The following is a 19,538-nucleotide window of genomic DNA, read 5'->3' as shown; positions in this document are numbered from 1 at the left end:
GAGGTTAGTTTTTATTGAGTATTATTTTTACAACCGTCCCCGAAGGCTTGTTTTGGCTGAAACTGATTTCAGCGTTGATCTTTTTCACCAGATGGATGACCATGTGCAGACCAAGACCTTTCCCTTTGAAGCTGGGAGTTTCAAGCTTAGGGTTTCTGAACAGGTTCATATAAGTGGCAATCTGTTCTGCAGACATTCCGATACCTGTATCAGCGATTATGATTGTAGATTTTTGTTGGGTTTCTGTAATATTCAGGGTGATGTTTCCTTCAAAGGTATTTTTCACAGCATTATCAAGAATGTTATGAATAATGGCTGTTAAAATACTTTCGTTTACTTTAGAATATATGGTGCGTTCAGCAAGTTGGGTGATTGTTGTTCCTTTTTCCTTGGCAATTTCACAAAATAGCCTGTTTTTGATTTCCAGGATTCTGTTGATAGGATATTCCTTTTCTTCAAAAATATTCTCAGCTTTATAGAGTTCGGTATATTCTTTTAAATTCAGTGTAAATTGGTAAAGCTGCTCCGAAGATTTATAAATACTGTCAAAATATTTTTTCTGAAGCTCCACATCATCAGATTCATGAAGTTTCTGAGAAAGCATGGCGATAAAGCGGATAGGAGTGGTGATATCGTGGCTGATGGTTTCCACCAGTTTTTTCTGATATTCCGTTTCTTTCTGCAGGTTGCTTTTTACCAATTCAAGATGAAGAGACGTTTCTTTCAGTTCAGAGTTTTTATTATGGACAATTTGCTTTAATGCTTTATTTTTTATTCTTAAAAAATTGGTCGTCAGCTGAACAATCACAATGATAATAATCAATATGATAACAGAAGCAGACACTCTGAACAGCAATGTCTGATAAAAAAGTGGCTGAATGTTGAAACGGACTGTTTTAACCTCATACTTTCCGTCCGGAGAGATAAGGATTCTTATGCTAAGTGTATATTCACCCGGAGAAAGATTGCTGACGGTGTATTTTAATTCGTTTCCTGTTGCAATCTGTTCCCATTCAGTATTTTCCTTTCCTGATATTTTTCCTTCGAGATAAAGGTTTTCCGGATTAGAAAAATAAGGAATATCAATAAAAACATCCGCCGTCTTATAATCATTCTTTAAATCAAGCGTCTGGTGAAAATATTGAGGTTCAGCATTTCCGATTTTTACTCTTTCAATATAGATTTTATTCCTTTCCGGATAATAAGTCCGGATATTATTGGGGTTGAAAAACACAAAACCGTCCATTGATGGGAATACAAATTCTCCATTCTCCAAAGCATAGGCATTAGGCTCCGAACTCCCATTGAATTCATTCGTCAGAAAGCCGTCTCTTTTGGTGAAACGGTAATAGAAGACCGGAGTTTTTCTGTTTTCTGCGTACTGAAGCAGTTGTTTTTTAGGAACCTTAAAAAGACCATTATTGGAAGAAATCCAGTAAGCACCCTTTTGATCTTCCAGCATATAATGAGCAGATTGCAGATAGCCATTCCTGTCATTCGGCATCTTGATGAGTTTGTGGTTTTTGAAAAGATAAAACCCACTTTTATTCGTAGTAATCCAGATCAGATTATCCTTTGTTCTGAAAATACTTTTAATATGAATATTTTTAATGATGGGAGTTATTGCATTGCTTCCCAGTATTATCGAATACAAACCATCACTATTCCCGGTTAAAATTTCCTGATCACTGTATTGGAAAAAAATATTGACAAAACTTTTAAAATTATAAATAAAATCCGGGTTGGTGAACAGGTTGCTTTTATGAAGGCGAAGTTGAGTACCTGAAAGATCCGTAAATGTAGTTCCATAAAGATTTCCGCTTTTCATGAAACTTTCAAACCCATTGCTGATAAAAGTAGAATCTTTCTTTTTGTACCCTGAATTTTTGTAGTACCTGATAATACTGTTTCTCTTTCTGATCAGAATGTTTTCAGAATTGTCATACATCATCAGATAATTGTCATTGCACCCGAAAAGGTGTTTATTAACGATACCATTTTTTCCAAATTCTGTTCCGTCCTCCGCAATGATGGTACTTTTACTGAACGGTAGAGAAGCGTAGTACACATTGTTGGAAAAATCTGCTTCTTTTTTTGATATATAAAAATTGGTAAGTTTAAGTACATTAAGCCCGTTATTAAGCGTTCCCAGATAAAGTTTATTGAAGTCTTTATCAAAATACATAGAACAGTAGGAGTGATTGCCTATTTCCTCAAACTTTATAAGAAATTTTAAGCGGAGGTCCTTTTCATTGCCTTCTAAAATATAAATATTATCATGATTGATGATAAAAGTCTGATTGGTAATCTGCTGCCAATAAATCTTGGTATCCGGATGATTAAAAAGTGTTGGTTCTTCAGAAACAGAAAGCTGCCCTTTATGAATAGAATAGGTTTTTCTTTTCTTCAGGTCATTAATAAATAAAGTTTCATTCAGTACAAAAGTATTGTTCAGATCCTTATTGGTAAAAGGGATTGCTATTTTGGTCTCCTTTTTTCCCTCTTTATAGATAATGGCATTCTTTTCTGTAAAATAATAGGCTGAATTTTTAAACTGTATAAAATAATGAATATCATTATAGAAACTTGAGGTTATAATATTATTGGCAATTCGCTGTACAATAGTATTGCCATTGGAAAAAGCCATTTTATCACTCCCCATAAGATTGGAAAGTTTTGGAAACCTGTTTTTAATGATAATTTTATTCTCCTGAAAATTATTAAGGACCGTAATACTGTCCAGAAGCGGATCACCAATAAATTCCCCGAAATGAAGATTGTTTACTTTGAAATTATTAAACGTAATAAACGAACTCCCGTCATACCGTACAAGACCGTTTTCTGTGGAGATCCATATAAAACCATATCTGTCTTTGACAATGGCCTTTGCACTACTTTGCGGAAGCCCATTGTCTATATTGTACCACGTAGAAGTGTGGCTCTGCCCGTGAATGTTTAAATAGATGCAAGCAAATATAAATGCCCAAACTCTCATATATGTGCAAAACTGATCTATATCTCCTGCACTAATGCAAAAGACGGTTAATAATGTTTGTACAAGTCAATGTTTTTTTAATGGGCAGGAACGATTGAAAATAAATTTTTATCATTGAAGTTTTCAGGTCTTTTGTGTTTTATATTTTTTGATTGTGTAAAAATAGTGAAATTATGGCGATAAATCAGTATCTTAAAATCTGTTTTGTACAAGTTTTATCCCGGTTTGCAGACGATAGGGTACATGAAATTTTCAGAAATATTATGATATTTCAATAATAAGTGATAAATTTATACTGTATTCATTTTGAAAATATTCCTATAAATCTCAGTGCTGTACCGAACTTGTGATTGGTTTTAGGATTTTGCAAATAATAAATATTGATGCTTTTCTGTTTTTTTTAAGATTTCCTGATGAACGGTTTTTAGCTGGATTTAATTGCTTTTTGTAGTAAAAATTTGACAAAAAACTGAGGTTAATTCTACATGATATCTTTGTCAAGGCTTATGAATATTCATATTTTTGCAAAAATATTTTCACAACGAATAAAGAAGATTTATTGTATAAATAATGATTCTAAGAACACAAACGGCTTTATCTCAAAAACAAAAGAGGCTTCTTAAAAGTGAGGCCTCTTTTTTATTCTCCGATTCAAAAAATCAATTTTTAAAAATACAAAAACCTCCCATAAATACAGGAGGTGAATTAAACTGATTGTATATTGAAATGTAATTCAATCGTTATTTATTGTTTTCAAGCCACTTCAGTCTGCGTTCATCCGGAAGATGTTTTACTTTAAAGTTCTCAAAAACCGCATTGAATCCCTGTCCGTCAGGGCAGGCGGCCATTAAACCCACCATTACCGGGGTATTATCCTGAAGAGGCGCATTCCGCATCATGATATAATTTTTATCATCAAAAGAATAAAATATTTCCACAGCATCCAGCCTTCTTACTGCTTTTATCCATACCGCAGGAGGTGTTTTTTCCAATGTTATAACACTCCAGTCACTTTTGTTGTGGGTTACCACAGTGCTCAGATTATATTTGCCGTCTACAAATTCCACTCCGGCTTTGATGTAATGCTCCTTGTCGGTTCTCAGCATAAGGCCCATCTGGTCAAACCTTGCTTTATAACTACCGGTGATTTTTACTTTTGCTTCAAATTCACCACCATAAGTGGCATAATAAAAGGGAGCGTCATCCACAGTAAATCCATAATGGGAAACTCTCCAGTAATCACTCTGCGGTGTTACAAACATCGAAAGGCTGTTGTTTTTGATTTCCCATTTTTCAGGTTCATTGAACCATGTCATTTTTTCCAGACTCTGTGCAGAAAGCTTTTGAATCAGGAATAGGGCGCAAAAGCCTAAAATCAATTTCTTCATTCTCTTTGGATAAATTCTAAGGGTAAATTATTATTTTAGCAAAAGTATTATTAAACCTCATTCGCGTCAATACTGATAAATAACCATTATGGAAATCCGTGAACAGCTCAGTGGTAAATTGCTCGATAACGCTTCCAGAAAATGCATGCTTGATATAGAAGTCTACAAGCAAAGGGCACTTGTGTACTCTCAGATGGAAGGGGCAATCTGTGTATTGAGCGATATGCAGGCAAATAAAAGCTATATCTATAAATCTGCAGCAGCTGGTGAACTGGGACTGACTATGGGCGAAAATCCCACAAAAATTGACTCAATCTGGGAAGAAGAGATGCTGAAAAAAATCCATCCTGACGACCGGCTGAAGAAATATATCCATGAACTCCGTTTTTTTAAATTACTGGAAGCTATGGAAATGGAAGAGCGCACAGAATACAGTGTTGTATCAAAAATCAGGATGAAGGATAAAAATGAAGAATACCGTTGGGTAAAACACCGTATGTTTTATGTGTATTCTCCTTTCAATGGCAGATTGAGACTGGCTCTCTGTCTTTACAATATTGCCCTGACTTCATCTGCAGTCCCTGATTTTATGATTATTAATACAATAAAAGGGGAAGTTGTTGTAAAAGATAAACTTGATTATAAAAATATTCTGAGTCCAAGAGAATTGGAAGTTTTAAAATTTGTAGGGGAAGGCTACGCCAGCAAAGAAATTGCAGATCTACTTTTCATAAGTGTCAATACCGTAAGCAGACACCGGCAGAATATTCTCGAAAAACTGAAAGTAAAAAATTCTACACAAGCCTTCAAAGACAGTTTTTATTGAACATTCAGTCTGAAATATCCGAAAAGTTCACCATGTTATTTTGTATCTTATCATTAAATTTATACCTTGAATACAGATTAGCAAGAACAATAAATGATGAAAAGAAGTGAAGAAATTACCCATCAATATTTTACCTTTCTGGACAAACATATTCAGGATGTTATTTCCGGGACCGTTCCTGATTTTATGGAACTGAACGAAATTGCCGGAGAACTTGCAGTTTCTCATAAACATCTCACGGATACGGTTAAAAAAGAAACCGGAGAACATCCCTGTTATTTTTATGATGGAAAAATTATCGAACAGGCCAAACAGATGCTTATAAACTCCGATAAATCAGTTGCAGAAATTGCCCGTATTTTTACTTACGACCCATCCAACTTTTCAAAATTTTTCAAAAAAATGACCGGTTCAACTCCCGGAGAATTCAGGAATTGTAACAGGCTTTAACCTGCTTATTTTATTTCTTTAAAATTGCTGTAGTAGGGAATTTGTGACGATTTGCCTCTCTTGGTAGGGATTTAAACAGGCAGAGTTTTCCATTATTATAGGTGTTTTAGTGAATAATTACGTGAAAACGGGCTTAAAATAAACTTTTATAAATGAGATGGTTGTAAGAAATAATCGCCTTTTTTTATTATTTATATATTAATATTTCTTTATTGTTTACTTTTTTTATTAAATTTAGGTAAGAAAAAACTAATTAATTCAATAGGAAAAAAAACATTAAAAGATACAGATATATAAAATAGTTTGGTTACCAGATCATAAGAATAAATTATTGTGTCTTTAATAATATTTAATCTTAATGCAGGCGTTCAAGCCCTCTAAATAGTTATATATTTGTTTCTTTTAAACCACAACAAACAAGATTAAGGATGAGCATCAATTTCACAACAGCAACTATTAAAGACTTTGAGAATATACCAGATAATGATATGGCTCAAAGGGCTGAAATTTTTTATGAATATTTAGACTATGTAAAGTCTAATGGACACATGAATTACAGACTGAAGAACACTTCAGGAACCAATGCGATACTGAATGTAAATATTGCAAACCAAAACAGAGAATTTGTTAGTTTTGTATCAAGTGATTATTTAGGATTTACACAGCACCCCAAAGTAAAACAGGCTGCCATTGAAGGAATCGAAAAATATGGTACAGGAACAGGAGCTACTCCTCTTATCGGTGGATATTTTGACTACCATAATGCCTTAGAAAAAAAAATCTCAAGTTTTTTTAAAAGAACAGAAGATGAAGCCGTAGTATTTACTACCGGTTATACCGCTAATAGTGCTTCTTTACAATGCTTAATGCAGAAAGAAGATCTGGCTATTTTAGACATGGCAGTGCATGCCAGTGTACACGAAGGATGCGCTTTTACCAATAAAAAAACATTTCCACACAATAATTTGGAATCTTTGGAACACATTTTGAAGGTATCTGAAAATCTGTACCGTACGAAACTCGTTATTGTGGACGGAGTGTATTCCCAGGATGGTGATACCTCCCGTATTAATGAGATCTACAATCTTGTAAAAAAGTATAATGCCTTTCTAATGGTAGACGACGTACACGGTGTCGGTATCCTTGGAGAAACAGGAAGAGGTACTTTGGAACAGGCTGGATTGCTGGATAAAGTAGACATCATCACAGGAACATTCAGTAAAACGTTTGGTAACCTTGGAGGATATGTCATTGCTGATAAAAAAATAGCAGCATTTATCAGATTCCAATCCCGTCAGCAGATTTTCTCAGCAACAGCTCCGCCATCATCCGCAGGAATTGTTAAAGCCATTGATTTAATAGACGAAGAACCTATCTGGAGAGAAAAACTCTGGAACAATATCAATTATTTCAAAAAAGGGCTTGATGATTTAGGATTAGACACAGGAGTTACGTGTTCCGCAATTATTCCCGTAAAAATTGGAGATCCTTATGTAACAGGAGAAGCCGGAAAACTACTAATAGAAAAAGGAATCTATACCAACCCGATTCTTTACCCGGCCGTACCAAGAAAAGATGCGCGTATAAGGATGAGTGTGACTGCCAGACACGAAAAAGAACATCTCGACAAAACGCTGAATGCGTTTGATGATATTAATAAAAAATTGCATATTGCAAAAAAATAATAAATTATGCCTAGAAAAGTAGTGCAGGGCCCCATTAGGGACAAAGAAAAAACAAAGCAAAAACTGCTTGCTGCAGTTGGTAAAATTTTAAGAGTAAAAGGGTACTCCGGATTAAAAGTAAGTAAAATTGCTGCGGTGGCCGGATTTGATAAAAAATTGATCTATGAGTACTTTGGAAGTACAGATAAACTGATCGATGAATATATCAAATCTCAGGATTACTGGAGCCAGGTCAATCAGGACGTTGATATGGATTTTTCCGACGGCGGACATGAACTTACCAAAATGGTTGTACTTAATCAATTCGAAAACCTGAAGAAAAATAAAGAACTTCAGAAAATTATCCTTTGGGAACTTTCAGAAAGCAAACCTATTCTTAAAAAACTGGTTGAACAACGTGAAGATGTAGGTGAGGTTTTGTTTGGAAATATCTCAGATCCTTACTTCGGGGAAGGTGTCGCAACAAGACATAGAGCAATTATGGCTCTGATTGTTTCTGGTGCTTACTATCTTAACCTTTATACAGGATATAATGCCAACAAATTCTGTGGTATTGATCTGAAAACTGAAGAAGGAAGAAAAGAGATTGAAGGGGCTATTGTTGAATTGATTGACTTTGCATACAGTAAAAAAAAATAAGGGTTAAAAGTTTTCCGATTTAAGCAGAAATGTTTTTTTGTTGATATTTGAAAACTTTTAATTTTCAAATTAAAACTATATTTCTTATTTTTGACCAATGGAAAATTTTATAGTATCTGCAAGAAAATATCGTCCTCAGGAGTTTGATACGGTTGTAGGACAATCTCATATTACGGATACTTTAGAACATGCAATTGAAGAAAGCCAATTAGCTCAGGCATTGCTTTTTTGTGGACCTCGTGGTGTAGGTAAAACTACTTGCGCCCGAATTCTGGCAAGAAAGATCAATGAGAAAGATGGCTCGGTTTCAGAAGACGGCTTTGCTTATAATATTTATGAGCTGGATGCTGCATCCAATAACTCTGTAGATGATATCAGGGAACTGATAGATCAGGTAAGATTTGCACCTCAGGTCGGTAAATACAAAGTGTATATTATTGACGAGGTTCATATGCTGTCTTCTGCCGCTTTCAATGCTTTCCTTAAAACACTGGAAGAGCCGCCTGCCCATGCAATCTTTATTCTGGCAACCACGGAGAAACATAAAATTATTCCAACAATTTTATCCCGCTGCCAGATCTATGACTTCAAGAGAATTGTTATTGAAGACATTCAGAATCATCTCAAGAACATCGCCCAGAAGGAAAATATCCAGTACGAAGATGACGCATTGTACCTGATCGCTCAAAAAGCTGATGGAGCATTAAGAGATGCACTTTCCATTTTCGACAGGCTCTCAACCTTCTCTCAGAAAAATATTACGCTGGCAAAAGCAGCCGAAGTATTGAATATTCTGGATTACGATCAATATCTTAATATCGTAGATCTTGCCAAGGAAAACAAAATTCCTGAAGTGCTTTTTGCGTTCAATGAAATTGTAAAGAAAGGATTTGATCCCCACATATTCATTGCCGGATTAGGAAATCATTTCAGAGATCTGATGATGGCGCAGAATACTTCTACTATCGATCTCATAGAAGTGGGAGAGAAGACAAAATCTAAATTTATAGAACAGGGACAGAAGTGGGCCGCGCAGCAGCTGATTGATGGCATTGAAATCTGCAACCATGCAGATATTAATTATAAGAATTCTAAAAATCCAAGACTTACGGTTGAAATTGCATTAATGCAGCTGGCTTCACTGACAGCTAATTTAGGCGATACTAAAAAAAAAAGTTCCTGATTCTAGCTCCGTTTCTTAGTGAGAAACAGGAGATAAAAATGCCGGAAAAAGCCCCGGAGAAAAAAGAAGTTAAGGCAGAACAACAGCCTGCAGCTCCTGATAAAGTAGAGGTCACTCCAGTAACAAAAACAACCAAGCCATTATCAAGACCGGGAATTTCTTCCGGTTTCAGCATCAATTCTTTCCTGAATAAAGAAGATAAAGCAGAAACAACAGAAACAATTGTTGTGAAAAATGAAAATCTTCCTCAACACCATTTTACAGATACAGATCTGCAGATGGAATGGAAAATTATGCTTAAACAGCTTCAGGTAAAAAATAACTTTGTTTTTAATGCAGTAAAAACCTTCAAACTTGAAAAAGCTGAGGAAAATAAAATCAAAGTTTTATTCCCTTCAGATTCTGCCAAAGTAGAATTTGATAAAATAAGCGGAGAATTTTTTAATCATTTTAAAAGAAAAATTCAAAACCATATGATTGAGGTGGAATACGTCAGAGACGTTGAAAATCTGAAGATTGAGGTTGTGACCAAGAGGAAAATGTTTGAAAAAATGATCGAAAAAAATCCACTTTTAAAAGATCTTGATGATTTAATGAAGTTTGATTTGACATAATTTTTATATATTTGTCAAATATTTCTGTTGAAAATATGTTTTCGACAAGAACAAATTATAACCAGAAAGGCTAAAACAAACGCATTTCTAGAATAAAATGGAAAAATTGACTAACACATATCTGTCTTTTTTTGCACCCGCTAATTACTTTTTTAGCGGTTATTTTAGTTTTTCTGCTTCTTATTATAGAAATTTCAGAACGTATTACCGATTTTATTGGTACTGTTAACTGAATTTCTTTCCAAAAAATACAGGAGAAGTAGAGCCCTATTATTTTCCTGATTCCTTTAAACAATTTTGAACGGCATTTTTTGAAAAGAATTATAAATTAAATTTTATAATCCAAAGGGCTATTGCTGTCAACGAAAAAATTATATAAAAAAACAATAAAATTTAGAATATGAATTTAAATGATTTGAAAAATGAGTGGATCGATGGGCTTACACAGCCTCTAATGATCGCGGGACCATGTAGTGCGGAAAGTGAAGCTCAGATGCTTGAAACTGCAAGGAGAATTAAAGAATCCAATGCCAATGTATCTGTTTTCCGTGCAGGAATCTGGAAGCCTCGTACCAAACCAAACGGGTTTGAAGGAGTAGGAGTGATAGGTTTGAACTGGCTAAAAAAAGTAAAAGAAGAGTATGGTTTCAAAACAGCGACCGAAGTTGCTAACGCACACCACGTATTTGCCGCTCTGGAGGCAGATGTAGATGTTCTTTGGATTGGAGCGCGTTCTACAGTAAATCCATTTACAGTACAGGAAATTGCAATGGCTTTAAGAGGAACAGATAAGCCTGTATTCGTGAAAAACCCCGTTAATCCGGACCTTGCATTATGGATTGGAGCATTGGAAAGACTCTTAGGTCAGGATATTAAAAACCTGGGAGTAATCCACAGAGGATTTTCAACATACCAGAAAACAAAATACAGAAATAACCCGAACTGGCAGATTGCCCTTGACTTCAAGAGCCAGTTTCCCAATATTCCAATGCTGATTGACCCTTCACATATCTGCGGAAACAGAACAGGTCTTGCTGATATCACTCAGGAAGCTCTTAACGTAGGATACCAGGGAGCTATCATTGAATCACACTGCAATCCTGATGAGGCGTGGAGTGATGCTTCTCAGCAGATTACTCCGGAAGTTCTTGCAGACCTTATTGGTAATCTGAAAGTAAGAAGCTCTAACCTTGCAGGTTTTGAAGGTGAAATGGGTAGACACAGAACCTTAATCTCAGATCTTGACTTCCAGTTAATTGAACTTCTTTCTCAAAGAATGAAAATTTCTGAAAAGATCGGTAAGCTTAAAAAGGAGAATGATATCGCGATCTTCCAGCCTGAACGTTGGAAAGTAATCACTGAATACGCTACTCAAAAAGCGAAAGAAACAGGAATGTCTCAAGAATTTATTGAAAAAGTCTTTAAAGCAATTCATGAAGAATCTATTGAAGTTCAGAATAGCATTATGATCGATAAGAGATAAATTGCAGGCAGCGGTAAAGAGATTGGGGTTTTAAAGTATAATAGTTTTAATTTCTGAAATCCATTACCTGCTTACAGCAAAAAATATTTATTAGGGCTTAGACCTCAGGATGTAGAAAATAGAAACATGTGTTTTTAACCTATTTCCCGAATTCTAAGCCCTAATTCCTTATATTTGCATCAGTATTATCTATGAAAGGAAAAATCATTAAATCTACAGGCAGCTGGTACCAGGTTTTGGAATTGGAAACAAATAAAATTTTCGAGGCCAGAATCAGGGGGAAATTCAAATTAATAAAAACAAGACTTACCAATCCACTTGCTGTAGGAGATTTTGTTGAGTTTCAACTGGAACAGGATGATATTGCCTGGATCACGAAAATTGAGCCACGTTCCAATTACCTGATCAGAAAATCAGTAAACCTTTCAAAAGAAGCCCATATTATTGCTTCCAATATTGATTTGGCCTGCTTTATCTTTACCCTAAAGCATCCTGAAACATCCTTAGGATTCCTGGACAGATTTCTGGCATGTTGTGAGGCTTATAATATTACACCACTGATTCTTTTTAATAAGATTGATGTTCTCCATGGAGAAGAAATAGAAATTGTAAAAGATATTGAATTTCTCTACCAGGAAATTGGATATCAGACACTGGAAATATCATCTTATTCAAGACTGAACCTTGATCAGCTGGAAGAAATCCTTAAAGATAAAACTTCAGTGTTCTTCGGGCACTCTGGTTGTGGAAAGTCGACTCTGGTAAATGCTTTACAGCCAGGATTAAATTTAAAAACATCCGAAATTTCAGATACCCACCTGAAAGGAAAACATACAACAACTTTTGCACAGATGCACTTCTGGGATTTTGGCGGAAATGTGATCGATACCCCCGGTGTCCGTGAATTTGCCATGATTGATATTGAAAAAGAAGAAGTACAGCATTATTTCCCTGAGATTTTTAAAAAGAGAGAAGAGTGCAAATTTCATAACTGCCTTCACGTGAATGAGCCGAAGTGTGCCGTTCTTGATGCCCTTGAAACAGGCGAGATACAACATTCCCGCTATGCCACTTACATTAAATTGATGGATGAAGCAGAAGAAGCTTCCCAAAAATAAAATATACAGAGAGACTATCATTAAATAGTCTCTTTTTTTGTTTTAAAGTTTTCTATTACTTTAACCTGCCACTCCTTGTCAAGGTTTAAACCTTGACAAGGAGTGTTTTAAATAGGTCTTTATTTAATTACCTCTGTGATTTTAGTAACGTATTCTATAATATTATTTATTTAAAGAATAAATTAAATGCTATAATTGATTGTCAGTTTTTTAATACTTGGTGTGTTGAATTTTAATGAAAAAAAATCTGTTTTTTAATAACTCTACTTTTTGATGTGACAAATTTGGCAGATAACTCCACTTTTGGCATATTTTAGTTGACAGGAAAAATGATATTCTGGAAAATCCGATTATTCTATTAATTGAAATAAAAGAAATAATATTAATAAATATCCCTTTTTATAGCTTTTAAAATTATTGAATTGATAAAAAATGACTGTTTTTTTTGAAAATAAAAAACCCAGCCGAAGCTGGGTAAAAACTAATAACCATGAAAACTCAAATTAAACATGAGAATCGCAATAGAATAAACAATTACTGTGCCAAAGATTGCTTCATAATTTCTTAATAAAAGTTATTTTTATGTTAAAAAAAAATTAAAATAAAAATCAAAGATATTTTTTGTAATTTTGCGCCATTAAAAAAATATACATTTATGTCTAACATTACATTCACTATGATTAAGCCTGATGCAGTTGCTGACGGACATATCGGTGCTATATTGGGTAAGATTGCTGAAGGAGGTTTTAAAATCAAAGCTTTAAAATTAACTCAGCTTACAGTTGCTGATGCAAAAAAATTCTATGAAGTACATGCTGAAAGACCATTTTACGGTGAGTTGGTAGAATTCATGAGCTCTGGTCCTATCGTTGCTGCAGTTTTAGAAAAAGATAATGCAGTTGAAGACTTCAGAACATTAATCGGTGCTACTAACCCTGCAGAAGCAGCTGAAGGTACAATCAGAAAGATGTTTGCAAGAAGCATCGGAGAAAATGCAGTTCACGGTTCAGATTCTGACGAGAATGCATTAATCGAAGCTCAGTTCCATTTTTCAGGAAGAGAGATTTTCTAAGAAAATTATCTTACAAAATAAAAGATCCGGAGAATTTTCTCCGGATTTTGTTTTTTAAGACATTCCTATTAAAGATTATTTTCAATGGCACCTACATTTTCTCTGTAGAGTTCAAGAGGTTTGTTGAGTAAAACAGCAATGACAGTCATCTGTTTGTCTAGTTTTTCTTTTGGAATATCAATGTAAATAATTCCCGGTCTGGCGCTCCAGTAAAGCTTATTGTAAATGGTGTGTGAGAGCATTGTACCTTCTCCCACAATTCTGATTCTTGCAATCTCATTTTTTATTCCCTTAAGGGCAATAGGGCCTGTAGGTGTTCCTTCCACAAAAAGATAGAGTGTCTGTTTATCTTTAGACAATGCACTCATTCCTGGATAATGTCCATCCGGTAATCCTTTCTCAGTTTCATAAAGTGCTTCCGCATGCTTACTTATCCATTGTAGAGTTTCCTGATTGGTGTTGGGTGTTTTCTTGATTTTCATATCAAGGCCATCACTGGTTAGTCCTGAAGAAGTTGGTAGATTATGACCATTATATAGGGCATTGGCTATAGTATAGACTGCTTCCTGTGTGTTTTTGTTATCCAGAATTTCTGCGAGAGGGCGATCTTCATTCTTAAAGTCTTTCAAAAATAAAGGGGGAGTATCAAAAGTAAGCTCTACAACGGTGACATCTTTGTCAAATTTTACATTAGAAAAATTCAATGTCAGTGTTTTTTCAGCATTGTAGTCCATTTTGATAACAGCAGAAGGATCTCCGATAATTTTTGCCGAAGTAGGTTTTGTTCCCAGTCCATAAATCTTTGTAAAGTTTTTGGCTTCCTCGAGATAAAGGAATAACGACTTTTTTGTGGTGGATAAAGAAGACTTTCCTTTATAATTTTCAAAAGGAATTCCACGGGTTGTTTCATAAATGGCATGCTGATTTTTGGAAGTCCAGCGGCCAAGATTTTTCAGAATTTCAATCTGTTCTTCGGGAATGGTGCCATCTGATCTGGGTCCGATATCAAGCAGAAGGTTTCCTCCCATACTGATCACGTCTGCCAGAGTTCTGACAATCATATTAGGTGTTTTATAACTTTTATCGAAAGGCTGATATCCCCAGGAATCATTCATAGTATAACAAAGTTCCCAGTATGGATTTTGTGGCGGAACTACAGGTATTCCCTGTTCAGGAGTATCATAATCCCCATGAGTAGTAAGCCTTGAATTGATGATAATGTCAGAATTGTGTTTTTTAAGCAGTTCCAGTGTTTGAGAAGTTTTCCATTCCTCAGAAGTATGTTCCCAGTCTCCATCGAACCAAAGAAGGTCAGGCGAGTACTGAGAAGAAAGTTCATTAAGCTGGCTTTGATAATAGCTGATGAAGTTCTGCCATCGTTTCGGGTCGTCTTTTATTTTGTACCGTTTTTTTGTCCGGGTGTTGATGTCGTAATAAGGATGGCTCCAATCCGGCAATGAGAAATAAAGTCCTGTTTTTAATCCGGAATTTTTCAAAGCGGAAACAAAAGGACTTAAAACATCTTTTTTTGCCAAGGACTGTCCGGGAATAGTAATCGCTTTTTCAGCCTTAGAGTTCCATAATGAAACTCCGTCATGGTGTTTGGTTGTAATAACAGCATATTTTGCTCCGGATTCTTTAATAAAGTTTACCCATTGTTCAGGCTGGTATTTTGAAGCTGAAAAACCATTCAGCTGTTTCATGTAATTTTCGTGATTGATATAATTGTTGAAAAATGACCATGATTCGGAAATTCCATTCACGGAGTAGATTCCCCAATGAATAAAAATACCCAGTTTGGCATTTTTAAACCATTCCATTTTCTTGCTGCTGTCAACCGTTTGAACCTGTGCGTTGATATGATAAGCCGATAAAGTCAACCCAAGGAAAACAGCTTTAATCAGACTGTTTTTCATATATAGTTTTATTTTACCATTAAATATAATTAAAGAAAACATTACCACAACAATTTCTCAATATTTACTCATAATTATTATCAGAGTGTTTCCTTTATTATTGTATTTTTATGATTTAAACTAAAAACCATCTCCATCTAATTTGAACTTAGAATAAAAGTTTGAATAGATTGGATTAGATAAATGGAACGTTTATTGTAAATTTTATCTGAAAAAAAAGCAATTATGAAAATTCCAGTAGTATTAATGGCGAGTTTATTAGCGGTAGGAGTTTCTGCACAAAGCACTAAACCTGAAGCTAAAACTAAAAAGCCTGTAAAAAAAGTAAAAAGAGCAGCAACGCCCGACACCGTTGAAAAGAAAAAACCGGGAACTCCTAAACCAATTGTAAAAAAAGATACGCTTGTTCTTCGTGGCTATGGCTGTCCGGCTTGTGGAATGGGATAAAAGATGAAAAAAACAGTGTTAGGAATATCAATGATGGCAGAAGCTGATTTTGTTTCTGCTGTTTTGCCATTGCTGCAGAACAACGCTGTTGATGTTCTGGAATGGTCCTTTGATACCCTTTATTACATCAATGAACCTGACTGGCTTCGTGATCTGCTGAACTTTTATGCAGAAAACAACCGTTTGATAGGACATGGCGTTTATTATTCCCTGTTTGATGCAAGGTGGACAGAAAGGCAGGAAGAGTGGCTGCAAAAGCTAAAAGAAGAAGTCAGCCTGAGAAAGTATAATCATATCACGGAACATTTTGGTTTCATGAACACTGAAAACTTTCATCAGGGAGTGCCATTGCCGGTATCTCTGCATCCCAAAACTTTACAGATAGGAAAAGACCGATTGTACAGACTTCAGCAGGCTGTGGATATTCCTGTAGGTATAGAAAATCTGGCTTTTTCATTTTCTATAGACGATGTAAAGGAACAAGGAGTATTTCTTGATAAACTAACCGAAGACACCAATGGCTTTCTGATTCTTGATCTTCATAATATTTATTGTCAATCCTGTAATTTTGAAGTAGAAATAGAGGAAATAATTGATCTGTACCCTTTAGATAAGGTAAAAGAGATTCATCTTTCCGGTGGAAGCTGGCAGGAGAGTGTGTACGGAAAAAAGCAGGTGAGAAGGGATACGCATGATGATGTTATTCCTGAAGAGATTTTTTTTATTTTACCCTCTGTTTTAGCAAAATGTCAAAATCTGGAATATATTATTATTGAAAGGCTGGGGCATACGTTGAAAACAGAAGAGGATAAAGAAAATTTCCTAAATGATTTCAATAAAGTTAAAACAATAATCGAAGCTTCAGATTGGAAAGAGAAAGAAAAGAGGAGTTGGAACAAGCGGCAAATACAACTTACGGAGAAGCCTTTAGAAGATCTGGCATTATTTGAAGAACAATCGAGGCTTACAAGGCTTCTTTTTGACGGGGCAGGAGCTGGGATCATCAAAGATCAGGATTTTCATTATTTTAAAACAAAGAACTGGGATCCCGAAATGATTCTTACGGCCCAGAATATTATTAAAAAATGGAATCCTTATTAATTCTATCCTGATAACCAAAATCAAAATATATGAAAATGACAACACTAGTATTGATCATTACTGCTGTCCTCACTGCTCTGATAGGAGGACTTTTCTATGCTTATTCATGTTCTGTAGTTCTCGGACTGGGAAAACTCTCTGATGTGGAATATCTGAAAGCAATGCAGAACATCAACCGGGAAATTCTGAATCCGGTTTTCTTCATGAGTTTTATGGGAACAGCGATTCTCCTTCCGGTATCTGCCTTTTTGTTTCGGGGATATCAGCCTGCTTTTATTTTTCTCCTGCTGGCTGCGCTGGCTTATCTGATCGGAGTTTTTGGAGTGACGGTTGCCGGAAATGTCCCGATGAATGATGCGTTAGATAAATTTGATATTTCCAGTTCTACAACAGAAGCGATCCGGCAGATGCGTGATAATTTTGAAAACAGATGGAATTTTCTGAATAATATAAGAACGGTCTTTTCTGTCGTTTCAATCATTTTTGTAGTCTGTGCCTGTATTTGGAACAGGGAGGTGTAAAAAGATTTGGAATAGGTGAAAATACTTAATGATAGATTCAGTATTTCTACGGATGCATACGTATGGTTTTATTCTGATCTTTGTAATGTTAGCAAGACAAAACAGCGTTTTAACATTCAAAATGTTGAAAAAAAATTTATAACCAAGAAGACTTCATTTCAAACAAGAGAAAAGGCAGCCATTGGCTGCCTTTTTTGTTTATGATAAAAATACTTATTAAATCTTTAGAAGCTCAATAGTTCTCTCAGGGCTTTCTGCGGAGAAAACAGCATTTCCTGCCACAAGAACATCAGCTCCTGCTTCAAAAAGCTTAGAAGCGTTGTCAAGATTCACTCCACCATCAATTTCGATAAGTGCCGTAGAGTTGTTGCTTAAGATAAGGTCTTTGGTTTCAGCAATCTTTTTGTAAGTGTTTTCAATGAATTTCTGTCCTCCAAATCCGGGATTTACACTCATTAACAATACCAGGTCCACATCTGCAATAATGTCTTCAAGCATTAATACAGGAGTGGAAGGGTTTAAAACAACACCTGCTTTTACTCCTTTACTCTGAATGTGGTGAATCGTTCTGTGAAGATGCGTACATGCTTCATAATGAACGGAAATAAGGTCCGCACCATGATTGATGAATTCATCAACATATTTCTCAGGCTCCACAATCATCAGGTGAACATCTACAAATTTTTTGGCATGCTGCTGAACAGTTTTCATTACCGGAAAACCAAATGAAATGTTAGGTACAAATCTGCCGTCCATTACATCAATGTGAAACCAGTCGGCCTGAGAGTTGTTCAGCATTTCAATGTCTCTTTGCAGGTTCCCAAAGTCTGCAGATAAAAGGGATGGAGCAATAAGCTTCGTTTTCATTTTTACTTTTTATACTTTTTATTTAGATATAAGATACTAGATCTCAGATTTCAGATTTTTAAAGAGCATAAGTATGCAGTTATTTGAGTCTGGTGTCTGTTATCTTATATCTGAAATCTCATTTAATGATATTTCAGTTTCATTTCCGGTTTGATCTTAAGAACTGTTTCATAGATTAGCTTAATAACATTAGCTACATCTTCCTTAGACACCATTTCTACCGTAGTATGCATATAACGCAAAGGTAAGGAAATTAAAGCACTTGGCACCCCGCCGTTGGAATGGGCAAAAGCATCAGTATCAGTTCCTGTAGCTCTGCTTGCCGCAGCTCTTTGGAAAGGAATTTTTTTAGTTTTTGCCGTATCAATAATCAATTCTCTGATCGTGTGGTGAACACTCGGAGCAAAGAATACTACCGGCCCTGCACCGCATTTCTGATCTCCTTCTTTTTTCTTTTCAATCATCGGAGTTGTAGTGTCGTGGGTAACATCTGTTACAATGGCAATATTGGGTTTGATGGTGTCAGCAATCATGTCTGCTCCGTATAAACCTACTTCTTCCTGTACAGAATTGGTAATGTAAAGTCCGAATGGGATAGATTTCTTATTTTCTTTTAAAAGTCTGGCAACTTCTGCAATCATGAAGCCTCCGATTCTGTTGTCCAATGCTCTGCAGACAAAATATCTGTCATTCATTTCGAAGAACTCATCTGGGTAAGTGATCATACATCCTACAAAGATTCCCATTTCTTCCACTTCTTTCTTGGTAGTTGCACCACAGTCGATGAAGATATTTTCGATTTTCGGAGTAGGCTCATTCTGATTTGTTCTTGTGTGAATAGCCGGCCATCCGAATACTCCTTTTACGATTCCGTTTTCTCCGTGAATATGGACAACTTTTGAAGGAGCGATCGTTTGATCGGAACCTCCGTTTCTGATCACATAGATTAATCCGTCATCCGTAATATAATTAACGTACCATGAAATTTCATCAGCATGCGCTTCAATCACTACTTTAAATTCAGCTTCCGGATTGATGATCCCATAACAGGTTCCATAATGGTCTACTTCTATTTTGTCAACATAAGGTCTGATATAGTCCATCCAGACTTCCTGTCCTTTGTGCTCATAACCTGTTGGTGATGAAGTGTTTAAATATTTCTCTAAAAATTTCAAAGATTTCTTTTCAAATTTCATAAAAAGGAATGATTTTTGCGTTTAATTTTTCTTCTTA

General features: G+C 35.4%; 17 protein-coding genes. 12 read left to right on the top strand and 5 right to left on the bottom strand.

What is annotated here, in order from left to right; translation table 11 throughout:
- Positions 1-4: 4 nt before the first annotated feature.
- Complete coding sequence (locus tag LC457_RS05395; protein WP_223598948.1) at positions 5-2,995, bottom strand: HAMP domain-containing sensor histidine kinase; 2,991 nt, start codon at positions 2,993-2,995, stop codon at positions 5-7.
- Between the two features lie 740 nt (positions 2,996-3,735).
- Positions 3,736-4,383 carry a DUF1349 domain-containing protein gene (locus LC457_RS05390; RefSeq protein WP_223598947.1) on the bottom strand — a complete coding sequence of 216 codons (648 nt, stop codon included), beginning with the start codon at positions 4,381-4,383 and terminating at the stop codon, positions 3,736-3,738.
- Between the two features lie 88 nt (positions 4,384-4,471).
- Between LC457_RS05390 and LC457_RS05385 the strand changes: the two genes are divergently transcribed.
- From LC457_RS05385 to LC457_RS05345, 9 genes are all read left to right on the top strand, one after another.
- A complete protein-coding gene (locus LC457_RS05385) occupies positions 4,472-5,209 on the top strand; it encodes a response regulator transcription factor (protein WP_223598946.1) in 738 nt (245 codons plus the stop codon).
- 93 nt (positions 5,210-5,302) lie between these two features.
- Positions 5,303-5,659, top strand: coding sequence for an AraC family transcriptional regulator (locus LC457_RS05380; protein WP_223598945.1), 357 nt, complete (start codon positions 5,303-5,305; stop codon positions 5,657-5,659).
- A 428-nt stretch (positions 5,660-6,087) separates the two neighbouring features.
- Entirely contained in the window at positions 6,088-7,344 is a 1,257-nt protein-coding gene (locus LC457_RS05375; protein ID WP_047422657.1) for an aminotransferase class I/II-fold pyridoxal phosphate-dependent enzyme, read from the top strand.
- 6 nt (positions 7,345-7,350) lie between these two features.
- The gene (locus LC457_RS05370) at positions 7,351-7,983 is read left to right on the top strand and encodes a TetR/AcrR family transcriptional regulator (protein ID WP_047422658.1); all 633 of its coding nucleotides are present in this window, start codon (positions 7,351-7,353) and stop codon (positions 7,981-7,983) included.
- A gap of 97 nt (positions 7,984-8,080) precedes the next feature.
- Positions 8,081-9,166: a DNA polymerase III subunit gamma/tau gene (gene dnaX, locus LC457_RS05365; RefSeq protein WP_047422659.1), complete on the top strand. Its 1,086-nt coding sequence runs from the start codon at positions 8,081-8,083 to the stop codon at positions 9,164-9,166.
- Positions 9,167-9,204: 38 nt separating this feature from the next.
- A complete protein-coding gene (locus LC457_RS05360; protein WP_223598944.1) occupies positions 9,205-9,780 on the top strand; it encodes a hypothetical protein in 576 nt (191 codons plus the stop codon).
- Positions 9,781-10,180: 400 nt separating this feature from the next.
- Complete coding sequence (locus LC457_RS05355; RefSeq protein ID WP_047422660.1) at positions 10,181-11,263, top strand: chorismate mutase; 1,083 nt, start codon at positions 10,181-10,183, stop codon at positions 11,261-11,263.
- 191 nt (positions 11,264-11,454) lie between these two features.
- Positions 11,455-12,381 (top strand): ribosome small subunit-dependent GTPase A, encoded by a 927-nt coding sequence (gene rsgA, locus LC457_RS05350; protein WP_223598943.1) that lies wholly within the window; start codon positions 11,455-11,457, stop codon positions 12,379-12,381.
- 655 nt (positions 12,382-13,036) lie between these two features.
- Positions 13,037-13,453, top strand: coding sequence for a nucleoside-diphosphate kinase (locus LC457_RS05345; protein ID WP_034687444.1), 417 nt, complete (start codon positions 13,037-13,039; stop codon positions 13,451-13,453).
- Positions 13,454-13,521: 68 nt separating this feature from the next.
- Here the strand turns inward: LC457_RS05345 and LC457_RS05340 are convergent, their stop codons facing one another.
- Positions 13,522-15,369 carry an alpha-L-fucosidase gene (locus LC457_RS05340; protein WP_223598942.1) on the bottom strand — a complete coding sequence of 616 codons (1,848 nt, stop codon included), beginning with the start codon at positions 15,367-15,369 and terminating at the stop codon, positions 13,522-13,524.
- A 225-nt stretch (positions 15,370-15,594) separates the two neighbouring features.
- Here LC457_RS05340 and LC457_RS05335 point away from each other — a divergent pair, with 225 nt between their 5' ends.
- Genes LC457_RS05335 through LC457_RS05325 form a run of 3 tightly spaced genes read left to right on the top strand, consistent with a single transcriptional unit; the run spans position 15,595 to position 17,438 of the window.
- The gene (locus LC457_RS05335; protein WP_223598941.1) at positions 15,595-15,816 is read left to right on the top strand and encodes a hypothetical protein; all 222 of its coding nucleotides are present in this window, start codon (positions 15,595-15,597) and stop codon (positions 15,814-15,816) included.
- Positions 15,817-15,819: 3 nt separating this feature from the next.
- Positions 15,820-16,917 carry a DUF692 family multinuclear iron-containing protein gene (locus tag LC457_RS05330; RefSeq protein WP_223598940.1) on the top strand — a complete coding sequence of 366 codons (1,098 nt, stop codon included), beginning with the start codon at positions 15,820-15,822 and terminating at the stop codon, positions 16,915-16,917.
- Between the two features lie 35 nt (positions 16,918-16,952).
- Entirely contained in the window at positions 16,953-17,438 is a 486-nt protein-coding gene (locus tag LC457_RS05325) for a DUF1772 domain-containing protein (protein WP_223598939.1), read from the top strand.
- 216 nt (positions 17,439-17,654) lie between these two features.
- On the opposite strand, the gene rpe is transcribed toward LC457_RS05325, so the two are convergent.
- The gene (gene rpe / locus LC457_RS05320; protein WP_047375387.1) at positions 17,655-18,305 is read right to left on the bottom strand and encodes a ribulose-phosphate 3-epimerase; all 651 of its coding nucleotides are present in this window, start codon (positions 18,303-18,305) and stop codon (positions 17,655-17,657) included.
- A gap of 122 nt (positions 18,306-18,427) precedes the next feature.
- The gene (locus tag LC457_RS05315; protein WP_223598938.1) at positions 18,428-19,501 is read right to left on the bottom strand and encodes a M42 family peptidase; all 1,074 of its coding nucleotides are present in this window, start codon (positions 19,499-19,501) and stop codon (positions 18,428-18,430) included.
- Positions 19,502-19,538 lie beyond the last annotated feature (37 nt).

Origin of the sequence: Chryseobacterium sp. GVT01B (assembly GCF_019970045.1) — a bacterium.
Lineage (GTDB): Bacteria > Bacteroidota > Bacteroidia > Flavobacteriales > Weeksellaceae > Chryseobacterium.
This window is presented reverse-complemented; position numbering and strand designations above follow the sequence as displayed.

Excerpts from the sequence above, each read along its gene's own strand:
- LC457_RS05395 (WP_223598948.1), bottom strand. The coding sequence starts at position 2,995 with ATGAGAGTTTGGGCATTTATATTTGCTTGCATCTATTTAAACATTCAC.
- LC457_RS05390 (WP_223598947.1), bottom strand. The coding sequence starts at position 4,383 with ATGAAGAAATTGATTTTAGGCTTTTGCGCCCTATTCCTGATTCAAAAG.
- LC457_RS05385 (WP_223598946.1), top strand. The coding sequence starts at position 4,472 with ATGGAAATCCGTGAACAGCTCAGTGGTAAATTGCTCGATAACGCTTCC.
- LC457_RS05380 (WP_223598945.1), top strand. The coding sequence starts at position 5,303 with ATGATGAAAAGAAGTGAAGAAATTACCCATCAATATTTTACCTTTCTG.
- LC457_RS05375 (WP_047422657.1), top strand. The coding sequence starts at position 6,088 with ATGAGCATCAATTTCACAACAGCAACTATTAAAGACTTTGAGAATATA.
- LC457_RS05370 (WP_047422658.1), top strand. The coding sequence starts at position 7,351 with ATGCCTAGAAAAGTAGTGCAGGGCCCCATTAGGGACAAAGAAAAAACA.
- dnaX (WP_047422659.1), top strand. The coding sequence starts at position 8,081 with ATGGAAAATTTTATAGTATCTGCAAGAAAATATCGTCCTCAGGAGTTT.
- LC457_RS05360 (WP_223598944.1), top strand. The coding sequence starts at position 9,205 with ATGCCGGAAAAAGCCCCGGAGAAAAAAGAAGTTAAGGCAGAACAACAG.
- LC457_RS05355 (WP_047422660.1), top strand. The coding sequence starts at position 10,181 with ATGAATTTAAATGATTTGAAAAATGAGTGGATCGATGGGCTTACACAG.
- rsgA (WP_223598943.1), top strand. The coding sequence starts at position 11,455 with ATGAAAGGAAAAATCATTAAATCTACAGGCAGCTGGTACCAGGTTTTG.
- LC457_RS05345 (WP_034687444.1), top strand. The coding sequence starts at position 13,037 with ATGTCTAACATTACATTCACTATGATTAAGCCTGATGCAGTTGCTGAC.
- LC457_RS05340 (WP_223598942.1), bottom strand. The coding sequence starts at position 15,369 with ATGAAAAACAGTCTGATTAAAGCTGTTTTCCTTGGGTTGACTTTATCG.
- LC457_RS05335 (WP_223598941.1), top strand. The coding sequence starts at position 15,595 with ATGAAAATTCCAGTAGTATTAATGGCGAGTTTATTAGCGGTAGGAGTT.
- LC457_RS05330 (WP_223598940.1), top strand. The coding sequence starts at position 15,820 with ATGAAAAAAACAGTGTTAGGAATATCAATGATGGCAGAAGCTGATTTT.
- LC457_RS05325 (WP_223598939.1), top strand. The coding sequence starts at position 16,953 with ATGACAACACTAGTATTGATCATTACTGCTGTCCTCACTGCTCTGATA.
- rpe (WP_047375387.1), bottom strand. The coding sequence starts at position 18,305 with ATGAAAACGAAGCTTATTGCTCCATCCCTTTTATCTGCAGACTTTGGG.
- LC457_RS05315 (WP_223598938.1), bottom strand. The coding sequence starts at position 19,501 with ATGAAATTTGAAAAGAAATCTTTGAAATTTTTAGAGAAATATTTAAAC.